20 protein-coding genes and 1 riboswitch are annotated in these 20,577 nt (G+C 43.6%); of the genes, 10 read left to right on the forward strand and 10 right to left on the reverse strand.

All coding sequences use genetic code 11. The features are described 5' to 3' along the window. Position 1: 1 nt before the first annotated feature. Complete coding sequence (gene ystJ / locus QNH36_RS18205) at positions 2 to 1,240, reverse strand: NADP-dependent malic enzyme (RefSeq protein WP_251541111.1); 1,239 nt, start codon at positions 1,238 to 1,240, stop codon at positions 2 to 4. Positions 1,241 to 1,461: 221 nt separating this feature from the next. Further along, entirely contained in the window at positions 1,462 to 4,821 is a 3,360-nt protein-coding gene (dnaE, locus tag QNH36_RS18210; RefSeq protein WP_283903928.1) for a DNA polymerase III subunit alpha, read from the reverse strand. A 169-nt stretch (positions 4,822 to 4,990) separates the two neighbouring features. On the opposite strand from dnaE, the gene ytrH reads away from it, so the two are divergent. The 3 genes from ytrH (at position 4,991) to QNH36_RS18225 (ending at position 7,122) form a co-directional block, all read left to right on the forward strand. Then, a complete protein-coding gene (gene ytrH, locus QNH36_RS18215) occupies positions 4,991 to 5,320 on the forward strand; it encodes a sporulation membrane protein YtrH (protein ID WP_144477380.1) in 330 nt (109 codons plus the stop codon). Between the two features lies 1 nt (position 5,321). Further along, the gene (gene ytrI / locus QNH36_RS18220) at positions 5,322 to 5,825 is read left to right on the forward strand and encodes a sporulation membrane protein YtrI (RefSeq protein WP_144477378.1); all 504 of its coding nucleotides are present in this window, start codon (positions 5,322 to 5,324) and stop codon (positions 5,823 to 5,825) included. A 973-nt stretch (positions 5,826 to 6,798) separates the two neighbouring features. Then, positions 6,799 to 7,122, forward strand: a complete 324-nt coding sequence (locus QNH36_RS18225; RefSeq protein WP_144477375.1) for a hypothetical protein — start codon at positions 6,799 to 6,801, stop codon at positions 7,120 to 7,122. Positions 7,123 to 7,160: 38 nt separating this feature from the next. Here QNH36_RS18225 and QNH36_RS18230 read toward each other — a convergent pair whose 3' ends face one another. Then, on the reverse strand, positions 7,161 to 8,096 hold the full coding sequence (locus tag QNH36_RS18230; RefSeq protein ID WP_283903929.1) for a DHH family phosphoesterase: 936 nt from the start codon (positions 8,094 to 8,096) through the stop codon (positions 7,161 to 7,163). Positions 8,097 to 8,465: 369 nt separating this feature from the next. Between QNH36_RS18230 and QNH36_RS18235 the strand changes: the two genes are divergently transcribed. Both QNH36_RS18235 and QNH36_RS18240 read left to right on the forward strand, forming a co-directional pair. After that, a complete protein-coding gene (locus QNH36_RS18235; protein WP_251541115.1) occupies positions 8,466 to 8,762 on the forward strand; it encodes a YtpI family protein in 297 nt (98 codons plus the stop codon). A gap of 118 nt (positions 8,763 to 8,880) precedes the next feature. Further along, positions 8,881 to 10,217, forward strand: a protein-coding gene (locus QNH36_RS18240) for an IS3 family transposase (protein WP_283903930.1) whose coding sequence is annotated in 2 segments (ribosomal slippage) — positions 8,881 to 9,291 and positions 9,294 to 10,217 — 1,335 coding nt in all. Because the reading frame shifts where the segments join, the coding sequence is not laid out codon by codon here. Positions 10,218 to 10,279: 62 nt separating this feature from the next. Here the strand turns inward: QNH36_RS18240 and QNH36_RS18245 are convergent. From QNH36_RS18245 to QNH36_RS18255, 3 genes are all read right to left on the reverse strand, one after another. Then, a complete protein-coding gene (locus QNH36_RS18245) occupies positions 10,280 to 11,599 on the reverse strand; it encodes a CBS domain-containing protein (RefSeq protein WP_144477366.1) in 1,320 nt (439 codons plus the stop codon). Positions 11,600 to 11,748: 149 nt separating this feature from the next. After that, entirely contained in the window at positions 11,749 to 11,997 is a 249-nt protein-coding gene (locus QNH36_RS18250) for a hypothetical protein (RefSeq protein WP_251541118.1), read from the reverse strand. A 102-nt stretch (positions 11,998 to 12,099) separates the two neighbouring features. After that, positions 12,100 to 12,780, reverse strand: coding sequence for a metal-dependent hydrolase (locus tag QNH36_RS18255; RefSeq protein ID WP_251541119.1), 681 nt, complete (start codon positions 12,778 to 12,780; stop codon positions 12,100 to 12,102). A gap of 210 nt (positions 12,781 to 12,990) precedes the next feature. Between QNH36_RS18255 and QNH36_RS18260 the strand changes: the two genes are divergently transcribed. Further along, on the forward strand, positions 12,991 to 14,088 hold the full coding sequence (locus tag QNH36_RS18260) for a M24 family metallopeptidase (RefSeq protein WP_144477358.1): 1,098 nt from the start codon (positions 12,991 to 12,993) through the stop codon (positions 14,086 to 14,088). Between the two features lie 290 nt (positions 14,089 to 14,378). Here the strand turns inward: QNH36_RS18260 and queF are convergent, their stop codons facing one another. Beyond that, positions 14,379 to 14,876, reverse strand: a complete 498-nt coding sequence (queF, locus tag QNH36_RS18265; protein ID WP_251541123.1) for a preQ(1) synthase — start codon at positions 14,874 to 14,876, stop codon at positions 14,379 to 14,381. Between the two features lie 95 nt (positions 14,877 to 14,971). Further along, a riboswitch (PreQ1 riboswitch) is annotated at positions 14,972 to 15,018 on the reverse strand. A gap of 265 nt (positions 15,019 to 15,283) precedes the next feature. Between queF and deoC the strand changes: the two genes are divergently transcribed. The 3 genes from deoC to QNH36_RS18280 all read left to right on the forward strand — a co-directional run bounded on the left by deoC (position 15,284) and on the right by QNH36_RS18280 (position 17,166). Beyond that, positions 15,284 to 15,958, forward strand: coding sequence for a deoxyribose-phosphate aldolase (gene deoC / locus QNH36_RS18270; RefSeq protein ID WP_283903931.1), 675 nt, complete (start codon positions 15,284 to 15,286; stop codon positions 15,956 to 15,958). 36 nt (positions 15,959 to 15,994) lie between these two features. Beyond that, complete coding sequence (locus QNH36_RS18275) at positions 15,995 to 16,417, forward strand: cytidine deaminase (RefSeq protein WP_144477349.1); 423 nt, start codon at positions 15,995 to 15,997, stop codon at positions 16,415 to 16,417. A 134-nt stretch (positions 16,418 to 16,551) separates the two neighbouring features. Then, a complete protein-coding gene (locus QNH36_RS18280; RefSeq protein ID WP_283903932.1) occupies positions 16,552 to 17,166 on the forward strand; it encodes an AmiS/UreI family transporter in 615 nt (204 codons plus the stop codon). Positions 17,167 to 17,246: 80 nt separating this feature from the next. On the opposite strand, the gene QNH36_RS18285 is transcribed toward QNH36_RS18280, so the two are convergent. From QNH36_RS18285 to QNH36_RS18295, 3 genes are all read right to left on the reverse strand, one after another. Then, positions 17,247 to 18,176 carry a manganese-dependent inorganic pyrophosphatase gene (locus tag QNH36_RS18285; RefSeq protein WP_283905435.1) on the reverse strand — a complete coding sequence of 310 codons (930 nt, stop codon included), beginning with the start codon at positions 18,174 to 18,176 and terminating at the stop codon, positions 17,247 to 17,249. 159 nt (positions 18,177 to 18,335) lie between these two features. Beyond that, a complete protein-coding gene (gene ald / locus QNH36_RS18290; protein WP_251541133.1) occupies positions 18,336 to 19,457 on the reverse strand; it encodes an alanine dehydrogenase in 1,122 nt (373 codons plus the stop codon). A 393-nt stretch (positions 19,458 to 19,850) separates the two neighbouring features. Further along, the gene (locus QNH36_RS18295) at positions 19,851 to 20,006 is read right to left on the reverse strand and encodes a hypothetical protein (RefSeq protein WP_186326762.1); all 156 of its coding nucleotides are present in this window, start codon (positions 20,004 to 20,006) and stop codon (positions 19,851 to 19,853) included. A gap of 105 nt (positions 20,007 to 20,111) precedes the next feature. Here QNH36_RS18295 and QNH36_RS18300 point away from each other — a divergent pair, with 105 nt between their 5' ends. Further along, positions 20,112 to 20,561, forward strand: coding sequence for a universal stress protein (locus tag QNH36_RS18300; RefSeq protein WP_144477340.1), 450 nt, complete (start codon positions 20,112 to 20,114; stop codon positions 20,559 to 20,561). The last annotated feature ends 16 nt before the right edge of the window (positions 20,562 to 20,577 follow it).

Consider the following 20,577-nt stretch of genomic DNA (forward strand, 5'->3'; position numbering starts at 1 on the left):
ATCACTCACCTTTTCCAATCAATGCAAGGCGTTCAGTACGCTCCCTGACTTCCTGAGGATCCACTTTGATTCGTGCAACCCCTGTTTCCATCGCGGCTTTCGCGACAGCTGCTGCAACAGCAGGTGCTACACGAGGATCGAATGGGCCGGGGATCACATAATCGCTTGAGAGTTCTGATTCCTCAATCAACCCAGCGATTGCTTCCACTGCAGCCACCTTCATCTTTTCGTTGATATGGGTAGCCCTTGCATCCAACGCTCCACGGAAGATTCCAGGGAAGGCGAGAACATTATTCACCTGGTTAGGGAAATCGGAGCGGCCAGTACCAATTACAGCAGCCCCGGCAGCCTTTGCTTCCTCTGGCATGATTTCCGGCACCGGATTAGCCATCGCAAAGATGATTGAATCATTATTCATTGTTGCGACCATTTCTGATGTCAGTGCTCCAGCAACAGAAACGCCGATGAAAACATCTGCACCTTTGATCGCATCAGCCAGGGAACCTTCAACATTGTCGCGGTTAGTGAATTTCGCTACTTCGTCCTTGATTGCATTCATGCCGTTTGGGCGTCCTTCGTAAATCGCGCCTTTAGTATCACACATAATGATGTCACGGACACCGTATGAATACAGAAGCTTGATGATGGCAATTCCTGCAGCTCCTGCTCCGTTGGCAACCACCTTGATTTCATTCATTTTTTTCCCGACGATTTTCAGCGCATTGACGAGACCTGCCACAGTCACAATTGCCGTTCCATGCTGGTCATCATGGAAAACAGGGATATTAGTCTCTTTTTTCAAACGTTCTTCTACTGCAAAACAGTTTGGTGCAGCTATATCCTCCAGGTTGACACCGCCGAATGTTGGTTCAAGCAGCTTCACCGTTTCAACAATTTTATCTACATCCGTTGTGTTTAGGCAGATTGGAAAAGCATCTACACCAGCGAAGCTTTTGAAAAGGACAGCCTTTCCTTCCATTACAGGCAGCGCGGCTTCAGGACCGATATTTCCAAGTCCAAGGACAGCAGTGCCATCGGATACGACCGCCACCATATTGCCCTTCATTGTATAATCATAAACAGTTTCTGGCTTATCATATATTTCCTTGCAAGGCTCCGCGACACCCGGAGAATAGGCAAGGCTTAAATCTCTGGCATTCCTTACAGGCACTTTCGATTTCGACTCTAATTTCCCTTTATTCACACGATGCATGTGCAAAGCTTCTTCACGTAAAGTCAACTCAGGTCCACTCCTTAATTATGGGCTCTCTCCGACAATATCATTGCATTCATCATATTCCGCACTCTTGACTACGGCAGATTCTCTTCGATGAAAAATGCGAAAGATCAGCGACACAATAATAGGCGAACGGCCTGATTATTTAAAAAAGCTGCCTACTTCAGTGGTCTGACCACACATATCCTTTTCCAATATAACACATCTATTATACTTGTAAAGAACTAATTTTTCAGGACAACATTCTTGTCACCCAATATCTTTTTTAATTCTCCCACACTTCCCCGTTCGGGATTCACGCAGAACTCATTTGGCAACAGCATCGATTTCTCGTTCTCTTCGTTATACACAATAACCGGAACAGTGCCTTGATGTTTTTTCAATAAAGCTTTAAGTTCATTCATTTTACCGGCGCTTTCGGCACCCTTCGCGATTCGCAAATACAAGACCGGCTTTTTCTGTCCGTTTTTCGCTTCTTTTTCAAGGTCAAGCACTTGCTGTACGATAAATTGGCTCCTTCCATCCCGTTCATCGAACTTTCCTTCCAGAAGCGCCATCCCACCCTGCTTCAAGACATGTCCATACTGCTTGTAGACAGTTGGGAAAACAACAGCTTCTGTTTCTCCGCTTGCGTCACTGAGAGTGAGGAAGGCCATGGCTTCTCCTTTTTTTGTGCGGATTTTCTTCTGTTCCGTTATATAGACGCCAAGCCTTATTTTGCTCCCTGGAGCCTTTGACGCAATCTTTTTAACCCCGGCGGCCTCGAACTCCTTCTCATGGATGGAAACAGGATGCCTGGAGAGATAGACTCCCAGGACCTCTTTTTCAAGGCTGAGCTTGTCTTCTATTCGCATCGGGTCAACCTCTATATACTTCGGCTTTAGGGAAAACTCTGCTTCTGCGAACATATCGATTTGCCCGTTGTCATCCGGAGCTACGAGCTGTGCGTGTTCAAGCGCCACATCTATAGTCGCTAAAAGGACGGCACGGTCCTGCCCGAATTCATCGAAAGCACCTGAATAGATCAGAGCTTCAACCACTTTTCTTGTTGCGGCCTTTTGCGGCACACGGATGCAAAAGTCGAAGATATCCTTGAAATGCCCTGTTCTTCTCGCCTGAAATATTTCCTTTAGTGATGCGATCCCCACGCCTTTGATTCCTGCAAGGCTGTATCGAACACTGTCCCCTTCCGGCTGGAAGCTGAAAGCGCTTCTGTTGATGGATGGAGGCAAAAGCTTGATTTCCATTTGCTGAAGTTCCCTTGCATACTGGGCAATTTTGGTGTCATTGCCGATGGCGGATGTCAGCAGGGAAGCCATGAAATAAAGCGGATAATGTGTTTTGAGATAGGCCAGCTGATAGGCGATCATGCTGTACGCGACAGCATGGCTGCGGTTGAAGCCATAATTGGCGAAACGGACGATTAAATCATAGACCAGATTCGCGGTCTGTGTATCGTATCCCTTTCTTAACGCGCCATTCACAAAATGTTCCCGTTCCTGAGCCAGGACTTCTTTCTTTTTCTTCGAGACCGCTCTTCGGAGCAGATCTGCTTCTCCGAGTGAGAAACCAGCCATCTTAGAGGCAATCTGTATGATTTGCTCCTGATAAACAATGACTCCATATGTATCGCGCAGGATTGGTTCAAGGTCCTTATGATAATAATCGATATCCTGTCTCCCATGCTTGCGGTCAATGAACAAAGGAATATTCTCCATTGGGCCCGGACGATAAAGGGCGTTGACTGCGACGATATCTTCAAATCGTGTTGGTTCCAGCCTTGTCAGTACTTTCCGCATTCCTTCAGACTCAAGCTGGAAAATACCTGTCGTCTCGCCTCTGCCGAGCAATTGAAACGTTTGTTTATCTTCACCCGGGATATCATGGACAAGAAGCTTTTGCCCGGTTTTATGCTGGATCGAATGCAGAATGGAATCAATTAAAGTCAGATTTCTTAAGCCAAGGAAGTCCATCTTCAATAAACCTATTTCTTCAAGATGATCCATTGAATATTGGGTAAGGAACACTCTTGACTGGCCTGATTGGATCGGAACGACATTCGTAAGCGGCTGTTCACTGATGACGACACCTGCAGCGTGAGTGGAAGTATGTCGCGGCAAGCCCTCCAGTTTCATCGCCGTTTCAAGGATTCTCCTATTCTTTGAAGATTCTTCGATAAACTCCCTAAGTCCGCCAGATTCATTGATGGCATCCTTCAGAGTGATTCCCAATCGTGATGGAACAAGCCTGGAGAGCCTCTCGAGTTCCTTAGTGTTCAGACCGAAAACACGGCCTACGTCCCTGACCGCCGCCTTGGCTGCAAGTGTTCCGAAGGTAGCGATCTGCGCGACATGCAGCTCCCCATATTTTGCTGCAACATATTCTATAACCTCATCCCTGCGATTATCAGGAAAATCGATATCGATGTCGGGCATGGAAATTCGTTCCGGATTCAGGAACCTTTCGAAGAGAAGATTATGTTCAATCGGATCGGCATCGGTAATGAACAGCACATAGGATACAATCGATCCCGCTGCTGAACCACGGCCAGGACCGATCAGAATCCCCTTTTCTCTCGAATATTTGATGAAATCCCATACAATCAGGAAATAGTCGCTGAAGTTCATTTTCTTAATGATGGATAATTCATATTCAAGTCTTTCCACATGCTGCCGTGACGGGTTTCCGTAACGTTTTTCGAGTCCCTGGAAACAGAGTTCCTCAAGCATCCCATCGGCACTTTTCCCCGGTTCGACCGGAAACTTCGGCAGATGCCTTGTACCAAAGTCAAGCATGACATTGCACTCTTCCGCTATTTTCAGCGTGTTTTCCAAGGCTTCTGGATACTCCGAAAACAAATCGCCCATTTCCTTTGAGGGTTTCAGGTAATACTCGCTGCTGCCAAGCCTTTCGCGGGCATCATCCTGAAGTTTATCGCCATTCTTGATCGCAAGCAGGCATTCCTGGGCAAAGGAATCCTCCTTGTCCAGATAATGCACCTGGTTCGAAGCAGCCAATGGCGTGTTTGTTTCCGAACCTAGACCAGCCAGTTGTTTGACCAGCTCCTTCTGCCCGGGGAGACCGTGATCCTGTATGGCCAGGTAAAAGTTATCGTTTCCAAAGATTTGTTTATATGAAGCAACTGTATTTAATGCTTGGTCTTTTTCTTCATTTGCCAAATAATATTCTATTTCACCCCTGGTACCTGGTGTCATCGCAAATAGTCCTGCGGCATAATGCTTCAGCCACTTCACCGGAATTCCTTCGGGGGATTTCGTCTGTACAGCACTTGAAATCTTGATCAGATTCTGGAATCCCTCATTGTTTTTCGCAAGGAGAACAAGCGGGAAGGATTCATTTTCCAGAGAGGTACTGACGACATCAACTGTCAGGCCAAGCAATGGCTTGATTGAATTCCTCAGGCATTCTTTATAAAATGCAACCGTTCCGTACATTACATTATGATCTGTCAGTGCGAGTGCGGAAAAGCCTTTTGCCTTTGCATCGCGGACAAGCTGCTCGACTGTAGCCGTACTGGTGAGCAGGCTGAATGCACTATAGACATGAAGGTGAATAAACGGCATATCTCTCACACCCTTTAGGTAAGGTTCATCTTCTTTCATTATAGGCTTTTAAGACCAAAAAAGAAAATATGTTCTCCTTTATTCACGTAAGTTTAAACATATCGCAGGCTGATTGTCCATATGATGAAGTACGAGGTAAAAAATCGACTTTTTACAAAGGGTGTATACGATGAACCAGCCATTTATCCCGGGTTTGTTTGAAGCATATTTCATTGCGCTAGGCGTTTTGCTGGGCGGCTCTTTGATCGGAGGGTTAGCGGCTTTTTTAACAGGACAGCCTTTAATGACGGAAATCGCCCGTTTCTCCAGCTCCATTCGGATCTGGGCCATCATCGCTGCGATTGGCGGCACATTTGATACTGTCTACAGCTTTGAAAAGGGACTTTTGCACGGAGAAACAAAGGATATTTTCAAACAGTTTCTATTGATCCTCACTGCCATGGGCGGTGCCCAGACTGGGGCCCTTCTCATTGACTGGCTGACACAGGAGCATGTCTGATATGAGGGTTCCTCCTTATTACCGAAAGCCAGAATGGCAGCGATTCTTTTCCGGTGCAGCAGTTGGCGCACTCGTAAGCTGGGTTTTGTTTTTATATATGAATGGCGCATGGATGGAAAAACACGCGAAAACGATCGAGCAGCAAAAAGATGAAATCGCAGACTTGAAAAGTGACATCGAAATCTGGATGGAGGATTATGAAGAATTAAACAAAAAGAACCAGGAAAAGCTCACCGTGCAGGAAATCAAGGTGAAAATCGTCAATGATAAAAAGTATAAACAGCTGGATACACTCAGCATCTACGAAATCGAGGAGGAGACCAAAGGACAATTAAACATGCTCCTCGCCAAAGACCTCGATTCTGTTTTCAAAAGCAGGGAACTGATTACAAAGGTGATTGAAAATAAATCAATCAGAATCAGTGACAAACGCTATAAACTGAAAATCAAATCAATGGTCATTTATACATCAGTCAGCATACTGGTGGAAATCAGTCTGGATTGACCGGGTTTGCGAGACAGTTTTTGGTTAGAGCTCGGACACCTCATTGGAGGATACAGCTTGAAGGACAAGAATAGGAAGATGGCTGGAAACCCGACACGATTCCGCGTTTTCTTGACAGCTTTGGCCTTTGAACCCTGTAACCTGTCACGATAACTTGGTTTTCTTGACAACTTTGGCCTTTGAACCTTGTAACCTGTCACAATACCGATGTTTTCTTGACAACTTTGGCCCTTGAACCCGGAAACCTGTCACAATAACTACGTTTTCTTGACAGCCTTGGCCTTTGAACCTTGTAACCTGTCACGATAACCGTGTTTTCCTGACAACTTTGGCCGCTGAACCCTGAAACCTGTCACAATAACTAGGTTTTCTTGACAGCTTTGGCCTTTGAACCTTGGAACCTGTCACAATTACCGTGTTTTCTTGACAGCTTTGGCCCTTGAACCTTGTAACCTGTCACAATACCGATGTTTTCTTGACAACTTTGGCCGCTGAACCCTGAAACCTGTCACAATAACTAGGTTTTCTTGACAGCTTTGGCCTTTGAACCTTGGAACCTGTCACAATTACCGTGTTTTCTTGACAGCTTTGGCCCTTGAACCCGGAAACCTGTCACAATAACTACGTTTTATTGACAGCTTTGACCTCTGAACCTTGAAACCTGTCACAATAACTACCTTTTCTTGACAGCCTTGGCCTTTGAACCCAGAAACCTGTCACGATAACTACGTTTTATTGACAGCTTTGGCCTCTGAACTCGGGAACCTGTCACAATAACTACGTTTTTTTGACAGCTTTGGGTACTGAACCCGGAAACCTGTCACAATCACCGCGTTTTCTTGACAGTTTTGGGCTTCCCACCCGATATCCATAAACAAAGGTAATTTATTCCATTCGTTATCTACTCGTGTGACTCTTGCAAGATACGGGAATCATACATTATCAGAGCAAGTATAGACAGGAGGGATTTCAGATGAGTTTTAACAACGGAGCTGGAAATAGTGGTAGCGGCGTCGGAGGTGGTTTATTCCCGCCTTATGCGATGAACAATGCTGATTCTGATAATCAGGTAAAACTAAATGAAGATCAGTATGATGTTTATGTGAATGATGATTTTATCGGACAAAAAAGCCTTAAGAACCAGGGTGAGCATCTATCCGACATTGATGACTTTTTAAAACTGCAGGGCATCGCTGATTTTACCTCGTCCCTCGATGGTGACCATTATACAATCAGAACCGATGGAATGGATGCCGATATTGCTGATGCTTTGCGGGTTTATTTTAACAATAGATGATTGGAAAGGTGCGTTTCTGAATGAAACGCACCATATTTTTATTCTCTGCAAGCTTCGATAAGGTCAGCCAAGACACGGTCGACATCATCCCATGAGTAAATTGACGCCCCTGCAGCGAGCGGATGTCCGCCGCCATTATATTTCCTGGCAATCGTATTGATGACAGGTCCTTTAGAGCGGAGACGCACACGGATTTGGTCTTCTTCTTCGATAAAGAACACCCACGCTTTGATTCCCCCAACATTGCCCAGTTCACTGACAAGCAACGATGCTTCTGAAGGTTTCACGGAATACTGGTCCAGTAATTCCTGCTTCATTACGACCTTCGCAGCACCATTTTCGAGCAACTCAAAGTTCTGTAAGATGTATCCGTTCAACTTCACCACATTAGGTGCGAGTTCATACATTCTGTCATATAGCTCTGTGCGTGAGAAATTGTAGTGAATCAGTTCTCCCGCAAAGGCAAATGTCTTATTGGTCGTGCTTGGATAAAGGAATCGGCCCGTGTCTCCGACAATACCGGCATAAAGCAATCTTGCTGCCTCATCAGACATCCTTAAGCCCCTATCCTTGAAAGTAAGGTAAAATTCATAAATCATTTCACTCGTGGAACTTGCTGTAGTATCAACCCATTGAAGGTTACCATATGGATCTTCATTTGGATGGTGGTCAATCTTCACAAGCTGTTCTCCCAGGCGGTAACGCTCGTCACAAATCCGCTCGGCATTAGCGGTGTCACAGACAATGACAAGCGCACCTTTAAAAATATCGTCCTGAACAGAGTCAAGCCTTCGCAGATAATGAAGTGAGGGTTCCTCTGCGCCAACAGTGTAAATATTCTTTTCAGGATAGGAAGCCTTTAAAATCTCGGCAAGTCCCCCCTGGGAACCGTACGCATCAGGATCAGGCCTCACATGGCGGTGGATAATGATGGTCTCATAATTTTCAATTGCCTCAAGTATTTGCTCTTTCATTTAAATGCTCCTTCACCTTTTTCATATCTCAATTATGAACATATTTTTTGGAAAAGAAAAGCATGAAGACATTTTACGGGGAGTGTGGAGCTGAAAAAAAGCCGTGTTTTTTTCCAATTTGCGAATGGTGGTTTTGGCGAATAAAATTCTTTTTTGCGATTAAAGTCCTTTTTTTGCGATTAAAATTATCTTTTTGCGAATAAATAATTTTTTCGTGACATAATTATTTCTTTTGCTTATGTGGGAAGGAGTTAATTCGAAAATAATAGATTTTAACCTTTATATAAGGCCGCTACAAGGACAACTGTATGGCATTCTGCTTAAATAAACGGTAAAATAGAGTAGATTATTGAATTTGGAGGAATTGCAATGCCTATTCTCGTACTTTTGATCGTTCTTTCATTCGTCTTTTATATCTTTTACAAGATTAAATATGTCCGCAGCAAACGTCCTGCGGAGCGTAAATGGCTTTCTGCCAAATCCAGCATCGCCCTGGGACTTTTCGTCGCATTTTTCGGGATTAACCAGCTATTCCTTTTCCAGACAACTGTCACCTACATCGTTGGTGCTATATTCATTGCCATAGGTTCATTGAGTGTATGGGGCGGGATTAAAGCCTACAAGTTCTATCTTCCCCATGCCGTGAAGGAAGCGCAGGAAAATTAACGTTCAAAAAAGCCGATCCAATCTAAACTGTACCCTGTGTAGTAGACACTTTAAAAAAGTCCACTGCACAGGGTCTTTTTATGTACAATAGATAAAAAATGGGGATGGGAGAACAATTATGAGTAAAAAATTATTCACGGAAAAAGAGATTCAAATACTTTCTAAAAATACTTATGTCAAATCAGTATCTTCAAAGGGGATTACTTATACTGATGAGTTTAAGGAGCTATTCATTGCACAAAATGAACAGGGAAAGACGCCTAGAGAAATCTTTGATGAGTGTGGTTTTGATGAAGAAGTCATTGGTATTGGCCGTATTCGTTCATCGGGAAAAAGATGGCGTGAAGCCTATCGTAAAAATGGATTGCTTGGCCTTCGTGATACAAGGCCTGTAAACACAGGTAGACCAAGTGAACGAGAGCTTTCCCTTGAAGAAAAATATGCAAGGTTAGAGGCAGAAACAAACCTGTTGAAAGCAGAGAACGAACTATTAAAAAAGATTCGATTTGCCGAAAGGGGGATGAAGAAGAAATAAAGTTATCGGCTGACCAGAAATTCAACCTTATTCATTCCGTCATTGAGAAATACAACCTAAAAGGAATGGTTTCCTACCTCTGTAAAGTAGCTGGCGTGTCCCGTCAGGGTTACTATAACTACTTTTCAGCTAAACAAGTTGAGAGAAGGAAGGATCGGGAGAAACAGGATGAATCCCTACGGGACCTGATTTTAAAAGCATACAATTTTAAGAATCGTAAGAAAGGCGCTCGCCAAATTAAGATGGTATTGGCAGGTCAGTTTGGTGTTGTCTTCAATCTCAAGCGAATCAGAAGAATCATGAAGAAGTATGGAATTGAGAGTCCTTTTAGGAGAGCGAATCCCTATAAGCGCATCATGAAGGCTACCCAAGAACACAAGGTCGTCCCGAACGTGCTTAGCAGGGAATTCAAACAAGGAATCCCCTTCAAGGTCCTCCTTACCGATATTACCTATCTATATTTCGGAAAAGGAAAAAGGGCTTATTTATCAACCATTATTGACGCTTCCACCAATGAAGTCCTAGCTCATCAGGTCTCTGATCGAGTTACTCTTGATATCGCTACGGATACACTTAAGAAGTTAAAGAAAAACAGGAGAATCAAACTGGCTAAAGGAGCTTATATCCACTCTGATCAGGGAGGTCACTACACCAGCCCTGTTTATCAAAAGCTGGTTAAAAAATTCAGATTAGGACAATCCATGTCCAGGAGAGGAAACTGTTGGGACAACGCTCCACAGGAATCTTTCTTTGGTCATTTTAAGGACCTGGCTGATATAAAACCATGTGAAACCTTAGAAGAGCTAAAACAAGAAGTGAAAGCTGCCATCCACTACTACAATCACTACAGATATCAATGGAATATGAATAAGATGACCCCTGTTCAATACAGAGATCACCTTCTTAAAGTAGAAGCCTAGCCTTTTTTTAAAATGTCCTTTACAAGGGGTACAGATTAATCACGGATCGGCTTTTTAATCTATTAATGTCTGTCGATCAGCTGGCACATCATCATCGCCTTGCCGACAAGAACTCCGTCATTGAAGGCTTCAATATCGACCTTCCCAAACTTCCTTCCTACCTCGAGAACCTTCGGATAAATTTCTATGACACTGTCAATTTGTACAGGCTTGATAAAATAAATCGTCATATTCTCAACGACCAGGTCACCTTTTTTATATCCTCGCAACACACGGTTCGCTGCTTCTGTCACGATGGTTGTAAAAACACCGTATGAAATGGTCCCAAGGTGGTTCGTCATCTGCGGAGTCACCTGGCAGCGGAAAATATCTTCATCCTTGGTTTTTCCTTTTGCCAGGACAAGCTGGTTCGTCACTGTATCGTCCAGCGTCTCCCCTACCTGCGGCTGGCGCTGGACCATCTGAAGGGCTTTCAATACATCCTGTCTGCTGACGATGCCCTGAAGCTTGTTTCCATCATCAACAACTGGCAATACCTCAATTCCTTCCCACACCATCATATGGGCAGATGAAGCAACACTCGTCGACCCGCTGACGGTCATTGGGCTTTTCGTCATGATTTTCTCGATCAAGGTATCCTGTTCATGGCCCATGACATCCTTTGAAGTGATCATCCCAATCACTTTCATATTGTGGTCGACGACAGGAAAACGGCTGTGCAGCGTTTCGTCCTTATGGCGATACCAATCTGATACAGTGTCATTCGCCTTAAGGAAAACCGTTTCGGCTACCGGAGTAAGGATATCCTCGACAAGGATGATTTCTTTTTTGATCAGTTGATCATAAATCGCACGGTTGATCATCGTCGCGACTGTAAATGTATCATAACTGCTTGAGATGATCGGCAGCTGCAATTCATCGGCCAGCTTTTTGACATGGTCCTCGGCATCGAAACCGCCAGTCACCAATACGGCTGCTCCGGCTCTTAGCGCATGCTCGTGCGCTTTATCGCGGTTCCCGACGATCAGCAGGTTGCCCGCGCCCGTATAGCGCATCATCGCCTCCAGTTTCATCGCCCCGATGACAAATTTATTCAATGTTTTATGAAGCCCTCCGCGTCCCCCAAGGACCTGTCCATCAACGATGTTGACGACTTCTGCGAACGTAAGCTTCTCGATATTTTCTTTCTTTTTCCGCTCAATCCTGATGGTGCCGACACGTTCAATCGTGCTGACATACCCTTTATTTTCCGATTCCTTTATGGCTCTGTATGCAGTTCCTTCGCTTACGTTAAGTGCCTTGGCGATTTGGCGCACCGATATTTTTTCACCTATTGGCAATTCATCTATATATTGAAGTATTTGTTCATGCTTAGTTGCCAAGACTTTCACCCTTTATCATAATTTTCCGTTCAATGTAGCTCTATCCATTTACATTATAAGGTTTTAAAGGGTTTGATTCAATTGTATTAGGGTCAAGGCCATAATTTAGAAGAATGATACTCTTAAAAAGAAAAACTGGCCGATTAAAATCAGCCAGTGTAGACGCGCGATTTTCTTTTCTGGTTGCTTCCCATTTTTCCGCTTCCTGTGCCGGCCTTCTTTTTCGCCGTGTATAAGAAAGCCGCCAGATTCCCGGCAAAAACCAGCAGAGCGAGAAACAGCCAGGAGCCTGCAAACAGGGCTTCCTTTCCTCCCGCCTGGAGATTAATCTCCGGCAATGCGATGTAAAGCATGACGCCGCATAACAGCAGGTACAATAAGTAACGGTTCTTCTTCATTCTTGCCCTCCTATAGGTTGTCTTAATTCATATCTATGCTTAACAGGCAGAAAAAAGCATGGTAAATAAAAAAGCCGCACAAATTTTGTGCAGCCATGGGTATTACAATTCGATCGCTTCTCCCGCTTCAAGGACACGACCTTGATTGTTTTTCAGCATTTTTACGAAGGCATGGGGATCCTGCTTGATTGGCGGGAACGTATTGAAATGGATTGGCACAACTTGCTTTGCGCCTAGAAATTCAGCAGCCAGTGCCGCATCTTCTGGTCCCATCGTAAAATTGTCGCCAATCGGCAGGAATGCCAGGTCAATTGGATGCCTTTCGCCAATCAGCTTCATGTCAGAAAACAGACCAGTGTCGCCCGCATGGAACACTGTTTTTCCTTCTGCCATGAACAGGATGCCAGCAGGCATGCCTCCATAAATCACTTCATTGTTTTCCGTGACCATACCTGTTCCATGGAAGGCCTGGGTCATCTTGACTTTGCCAAAATCAAATTCATACGCGCCGCCAATCGACATCCCATGTGTGTTCAGGCCTTTCCAGCTTAAATATGTAGCGACTTCGAAATTGGCGATTACCAGAGCATCATGTTTCTTCGCCAATTCAAGGGTATCCCCGAGGTGGTCTCCATGCGCATGGGTGAGGATAATCACATCTGGCTTCACATCCTCCACCTTCAGATCGGTCAGGTCATTTCCAGTAATGAATGGATCAATCAGGATGGTTTTCCCATTCGATTCAATTTTAACAACAGAATGGCCGTGATAAGATACTTTCATATTATCGCTCCTTTCATTGGGCTATTTTCACAAAAATCACGTTAGAAACCTTGCAAAAATCAGCCATATAAATAAACTATTTCAACACCCTTTGACAATCTCCTGCTTCCATTTTCTTTTTACCCAACAACTCTTATCATTAAAAGTTTTACTTTTGACCAGGTAATTGCTACTCTCATAGTGTGATGTACATATAGAGGAGGAATATCTATGACTGAAAGATTGGCTGCGTTATCAGGATGGATGAAGGACAATGATGTGGATGTCACATTTATTACATCCCCTGATAATGTATTTTATTTGAGCGGATTTTTAAGCGATCCACACGAAAGATTACTGGCTGTTGCCGTGTTCCAGGATGCTGAGCCTTTCATGATCTGCCCGGCTATGGATAAGGAAAATGCCAAGAATGCCGGATGGGAGCTTGAAATCCTTGGCTACAGCGACACAGATGATTCAATGGAACTTGCCTTCAATGCGATGAAGAAGCGTATTTCTTCCATCAAGAAGATTGCAATTGAGAAGGAACAGCTGAATGTCGAGCGTTATGAGAAGCTGACTGGACTTGTAGGCAATGGTGAATTCGTTTCAGCAGAGGAAAAACTGCGCCTGATGCGGATGGTGAAAACTGAAGAAGAATTGCAAAAGCTCAGAAAAGCTTGTGAACTGGCTGATTTTGCGATTGAGACAGGAGTCAGCGAGATCAAGGAAGGCAAAACCGAGCTGGATGTCCTTGCTGCAATTGAGTATGAATTGAAGAAAAAAGGCGTTACAGAAATGTCATTTTCAACAATGGTACTCACAGGAAAGAATGCTGCAGCTCCGCATGGCACTCCAGGGCTGACAAAGATCAAGAAAGGCGACCTCGTCTTATTCGACCTTGGCGTTGTGATGGATGGCTACTGCTCAGATATCACAAGGACCGTTGCCTATGGCGAGATTAATAAACAGCAGGAAGAAATCTACAACACCGTGTTGAAAGCACAGCTGAAAGCTTTGGATACAGCTCGTGCCGGCATAGCCTGCTCAGAGGTTGACCTTGCTGCACGCAAAGTGATTGAAGAAGCGGGATACGGCGACTACTTCCCGCACCGCCTAGGCCACGGACTCGGAGTCAGCGTCCACGAGTATCCATCATTGACTAGCACGAATCCATTACTAATGGAAAAAGGAATGGTGTTCACTGCAGAGCCGGGAATCTATGTGCCAGGCGTCGCGGGCGTAAGAATTGAAGATGATGTGGTCATCACCGAGGATGGAATTGAAATTTTAACGAAATACCCTAAAGAATTGGTATTTGTATCGTAAAATAAGCCCAAAAACCGCCTGCTGTCATGTGATCCAGGCGGTTTGTTTTTGATTTTCATTGAGGAAGCTTCTTTTTTAGCGAGTTTCAATTTTTTATAGCGGAAATTTCCTTTTTTATATAGCGAAAAAATTTTTTATAGCGACTTTCCTGTTTATATAGCGAAAATTTCTTTTTTATAGCGACTTTCTTTTTTATATAGCGACTTTTGAATTTTTGTAGCGAGTTGGAAAAAATCCGTGTTTTTTTCCAGTTAAAAAAGAGCAGCATCTGCAGCTGCTCTTTTTCCTAATTAGCGATTATCGACTTTTTCCGGGTACATATCGTGGTTCATCATCCGGTAGTTAGCCATTTCCTCGTATTTTGTTCCTGGCTTTCCGTAGTTTGTGTACGGATCGATCGAGATTCCGCCTCTTGGCGTGAATTTTCCCCAGACTTCGATATATCTTGGATCCATCAGCTTGATTAAGTCATTCATGATGATGTTCATGCAATCCTCGTGGAAATCACCGTGGTTCCTGAAGCTGAACAGATACAATTTCAAGGACTTGCTTTCTACCATCAGCTTATCCGGGATGTAACTGATATAAATCGAAGCAAAATCCGGCTGTCCTGTGATCGGGCACAGGCTCGTAAATTCCGGTGTATTGAATTTTACAAAATAATCCCTGTATGGATGCTTGTTTTCGAAGGTTTCCAATATTTCAGGGCTGTATTCGAATAAGTATTTGGTCCCCTGGTTTCCAAGTAACGTCAAATCTTTCATTTCCTCATCTTTTCTTCCTGCCATTATAAAGCCTCCACTAATGTCCGCAAACGCTAAACGAGGCCGAAAACCCTGCTAATAAAAAAACCACATCCTCATGGATATGGTTGAAATTATTCAAATCCATAGTTTTTTATAGAGGGTGTCCGCTATGAACCTCTCCCGCGATGCAGGATTTGTATTCAATTTATATTGCCACTATAAAGAAATGTCCTGTTAAAGTCAAAAGAAAATTTTACAAAGACAAAAGGAGTTATGACAATCCCGTGTATTTCCAGTTTTTATTTTTACATATGTTCATTAGGTTATTTACATTTGTTCAACCACCTGATATATTATTCATGTAAGTAACACATAATAACTTTGTGCTATATATTTTTGCTCATTATGAAAGCGTTTCATTACATTTTTTTGGAAAGGGAATGAATTATATGATTAAAGATTTAGCGGGTATGATTGATCACACATTGCTTAAAGCAAATGCAACTGAAGCAGAGATTGTAAAGCTGGCTGAGGAAGCAAAAGAATATAAATTCGCTTCTGTCTGTGTTAACCCAACATGGGTAAAGACTGCTGCTGAAATTCTTAAGGATGCTGAAGGTGTAAAAGTTTGTACAGTAATCGGCTTCCCTCTTGGAGCTGCAACTTCTGAAACAAAGTCATTCGAAACAAAAAATGCAATTGTAAATGGCGCGACTGAGGTTGACATGGTCATCAACATTGGTGCTTTGAAGGACAAGCAGTATGACCTTGTTGAAAAAGATATCAAAGCTGTTGTTGACGCAGCAAAAGGCAAAGCATTGACTAAGGTGATCATCGAAACTTGCCTTCTTACTGATGAGGAAAAAGAAATGGCTTGCAAGCTTTCTGTTAGTGCAGGAGCTGATTTCGTCAAGACATCTACAGGATTCTCAACAGGAGGAGCAACTGTGGAGGACATCGCTTTGATGAGAAAAACAGTGGGCCCTGATATCGGCGTTAAGGCATCAGGTGGCGTTAGAAGCCTTGAGGATGCACAAAGCATGATCGAAGCTGGTGCAACAAGAATTGGTGCAAGCTCTGGCGTAGCAATTGTCAACGGATTGTCTTCTGACTCTTCATACTAAGCAACAAAAATACCATTTGGGAATGGGGAATGGACGATGGATAAAAAGACGCTTGTTGAAAAAGCTATAGAAGCAAGAAGCACAGCATACGTTCCATATTCTAAGTTTCAGGTTGGCGCAGCAATCATTACGAGCAATGACAATGTCTATCTTGGCTGCAATATTGAAAATGCCTCTTACGGACTGACAAACTGTGCCGAAAGAACTGCCATTTTTAAGGCTGTATCCGAGGGTGATACAGAAATCAAGGCGATTGCAGTAGTCGCTGATACTGAAGGTCCTGTTTCTCCTTGCGGTGCCTGCCGCCAGGTTATTGCAGAATTTGCGACTGAGGATACTAAAATCTATCTTTCGAACCTGAACGGTGATGTGAAGGAAACGACAATTGATGAGATCCTGCCGGGATATTTTACATCCAAGGATATGGACAAAGTCGATCAGTCGAAGAAAATGGTTTAATAGCTGCAAGTTAACATAAGGAGCAATTCCTTTCATCCTCGAAAATAGGGTTTTGGAATTGCTCTTTCTTATTTAATCTATCGCTGCTCGATAAAGGAGGAAAGAGCCGTCCATTCATCAGGACGGCATACATCATGGGAGACGCAGGTTTATTATTATCAGGCGCAGCACTTTTCCTGAACAGCTTGATGCTTCTGGGAAAAGCGAATGCGAAAAGTGTAGCAGTATTCAATTTATTTATCGGAGCCATGCAGGTCATCGTTCCATTCTATTTAATCATCGCATCTGACCAAAGCAATTGGACTATATACAGTCTTGCCAGCATCTTTCTGTTTGGCTTTACTTATTTATATGTTGGCATGACCATATTGAAGGACCTTGATGGCAGCGGACTGGGCTGGTACTCTCTTTGGGTGGCTGTCATAGCCCTTATTTACGCATTCGTTGCATATATCCATTTTGGAGACATCGTCAATACGCTTACTTGGCTGATGTGGGCCTATCTCTGGTTCCTGTTCTTCCTGTCGATGGGAATAAACAAAAAAATCGATGCGTACGTCGGCAAGGTAGCAATGGTTCAGTCATGGCTGACTTTGACTTTCCCGGCATTGCTGTCCATGACCGGCCTATGGAAGACTGATCAGGTAGCGCAAGCATGGATCTATTTCTCGATTGCAGCTTTTGTCTATTTTGCCTATATTACATTCAAGCTGAAAAAAGCAACTGCAAGATCTGAGAGATTCGCTTAGCCAAGATGGGTTTATCTGACCCCCAAAAAAGCAAAAACCGTCCTGCCGATTTGGCATGGACGGTTTTCTTTTGTTGGCGATTATTTAGCCAATACGTTTGTCAGTACTGGAACGACTTGCTTCTTGCGGGAAACGACGCCTTTAAGTGTCGCTGTATTGTCTTCAAGCGTCACATTGAATGCTTCTTCGACTGCTGAAGCCTTTTCACCAATCGCAAGTGCAGCAGAATCATTTGTTAAAATATCCGTGATGACCAGCAAGAATAAACCAAGCTTCTTCTCAGCCACTTTCTTGTTCAATGCATCCTCAAGCTCCACCTTGCGTGAGAGAACATCATTGACGTCCACTGTGTTCACCTGGGCGATTTCAACCTTTGACTCACCCATTTGGAATTCCTTTGCGTCAAGGGAGATGAGCTCTTCAATCGTTTTGCTGCTAAGATCAGCGCCAGCCTTCAGCATTTCAAGGCCGTATTCTTCTGCATTCACTCCAGCAATTTCAGCCAGTTCACGAGCAGCCGCCACGTCCTGGTCTGTGCAGGTTGGTGATTTGAACAGCAAGGAATCGGAAATGATTGCAGACAGCATCAATCCGGCAATGTTCTTATCAATTTCAACATTGTTTTCCTTGTACATCTTGTTCAGGATTGTCGCTGTGCAGCCAACTGGCTCAACACGGAAATAAAGTGGATCGCTTGTTTCAAAATTGGCCACACGGTGGTGGTCAATTACTTCAACGATCTGTACATCAGTAATATCTTCCGCACTTTGCTGACGTTCGTTATGGTCGACAAGGATGACCTTGTCCACTTCTTCAGAAACCCTTCCAGCAAGGCGAGGTGCCTCAGCCTTGAAATAATCTAGTGCATATTGAGTTTCTCCATTGACCTGGCCCAGTCGGACTGCTTCTGCATCGACACCAAGCTTTTGCTTTAAGTTTGCATACGCAATCGCAGAGCAGATTGTATCTGTATCAGGATTTTTATGGCCAAAAACAAGTACTTTTTCCATCATGACACTCCTCAAGTTACAATTTATCACGGACATTCCATTAAAGAACCCGTATCCCATAAATAATATACGCTAAAATTGAAAGATTTTAAACAGCTTTGTCCAAAATTGGCCCATATAAAAAGATCCGGATGCTTGGCTCCGGATCTCAGTGAATCATTAGATTTGTTCCAATAATGTTTTTGTTTCAGAATATACAAGGTTATGCGCTTCAGCGACCGCCTGGTATGTTACATAGCCATTAAGCGTGTTGATTCCTTTCAGCAACGCTTCATTATCCAGGCAAGCCTTCTTGTACCCTTTGTTCGCAATCTGCACAGCATAAGGCACTGTTACGTTTGTCAGTGCGATTGTGCTTGTCCGTGGAACTGCTCCAGGCATATTGGCAACTGCATAGTGCACAACACCATGCTTTTCATAAGTTGGGTTGTCGTGAGTCGTGATTCTGTCAGTTGTTTCAAAAATTCCGCCCTGGTCGATCGCGATATCAACAACGACTGATCCCGGGTTCATGGACTGAATCATTTCTTCAGTCACAAGCTTAGGAGCCTTAGCGCCAGGAATCAACACAGCACCGATCACTAAGTCAGAAGCTTTAACTGCTTCAGCAATATTCAAAGGATTGGACATTAAAGTTGTAATATCAGATCCAAAAATATCGTCTAAATGGCGAAGACGGTCAGGATTCAAGTCGATCATAGTAACTTCAGCACCAAGTCCGACTGCCATTTTCGCTGCATTCGTCCCGGCTACACCGCCGCCGATAATGGTAACCTTTCCTCTTTGTACACCAGGAACTCCGCCAAGAAGGATTCCTTTTCCGCCATGTACCTTTTCAAGGAACTGAGCGCCGATTTGTGTGGACATACGGCCAGCCACTTCACTCATAGGCGTCAGCAATGGAAGTGAGCCGTTTGCCAGCTGAACTGTTTCGTAAGCAATACCGACTACCTTGTTCTCGATCAATGCTTTTGTCAGCTCAGGTTCTGGAGCGAGGTGTAAATATGTAAATAAAATTAAACCCTCACGGAAATATCCGTATTCTTCTGGCAGAGGTTCTTTAACCTTCATGACCATATCCTGTGCCCATGCTTCTTGAGCGCTCTCGACGATTAAAGCGCCAGCAGCTTTGTAATCCTCATCCGTAAAACTTGAGCCGATTCCGGCACCTGTTTCGATATAAACCTCATGCCCGAAATTCACAAGGTTGACGACTCCTGCAGGCGTCATCGCCACACGGTTTTCATTATTCTTTATCTCTTTAGGTACACCGATACGCATTCTTGCATACCTCCTATGTATTAGATTGCTCTTCCATTTCAAGCTGCTTCTTCATACTATTTTAAAAGAAGTGGAAAAAAGTAAAAAGAAACAAGATTGAAAACACTTTCATTTTAGTAGAAAAAAGAGCTTTTGGCAAAACAATTCGTATGAACTCCCCTAAAATATACTATTCTGAATATTAAAGATATTATCTCTCTTAATTATATTTCATATTGACGGTTAACTTTTAAAATCACTCTCTTTTACATTATTCCAACTGCAGCCATCTTCCGTTTGCAAAAAAATTGCTATCCTTTTAAAAGTCAAAGGCTTGCTAAGAACACTAGATTAGCAAGCCCTTACTACTTTTTCTATAATTTGCAGGACCTTTCAGGCTGTTTTCCCTAAAAACTATCTCATTTCCTCATCGGCTTCTGCGGCTGCTTTCATCTGTTCCTGGGGTACTATTCCGCTGTTGTAGGAATCCATGATCTGCTGGCTGACTTGCATAATACCCTGGTCATCATAATCATAGGATGACCGGCCTTGTCTCTCCTTTTTATCCATATTGGTTCCTCCTTTGATGTGATGCTTGCATTTATAGTTTTCGTTGGATTGTCACAGCTATACCAAGGAAACTGTTGTATAATATAGGTAAAGGAGGCGAGAACTATGGCGCTATATTATAAGAATATTTTAGTTGCCGTTGATGGTTCTAAAGAAGCAGCATGGGCTTTCAAGAAAGCCATTGAAATCGCAAAAAGGAACGATGCCAGACTGGTCATGACCCATATCATCGATTTGCGCACATTTGCCACTGTTGAGGCATATGACCGCACAATCTCTGAGCGTGCGAACCAGTTTGCCACTGAGCTGATGGAAAGCTACAAACAACAGGCAACCGATGCCGGCATTAAAGATGTAAGCTACGAAATCGATTATGGTTCACCCAAGGTCAAGATTGCGAAGGATGTTGCGAAAAAATACAACGCCGACCTGATTATTTGCGGGGCAACAGGAATGAACGCAGTGGAACGCTTCTTTATAGGAAGTGTGTCTGAACATATTACCCGCTATGCATCTTGTGATGTCCTGGTTGTTAGAACAGACAAAAATGATTAATTACCATCATGAATAA

Source organism: Mesobacillus sp. AQ2, from assembly GCF_030122805.1.
Lineage (GTDB): Bacteria > Bacillota > Bacilli > Bacillales > Cytobacillaceae > Mesobacillus > Mesobacillus oceanisediminis_A.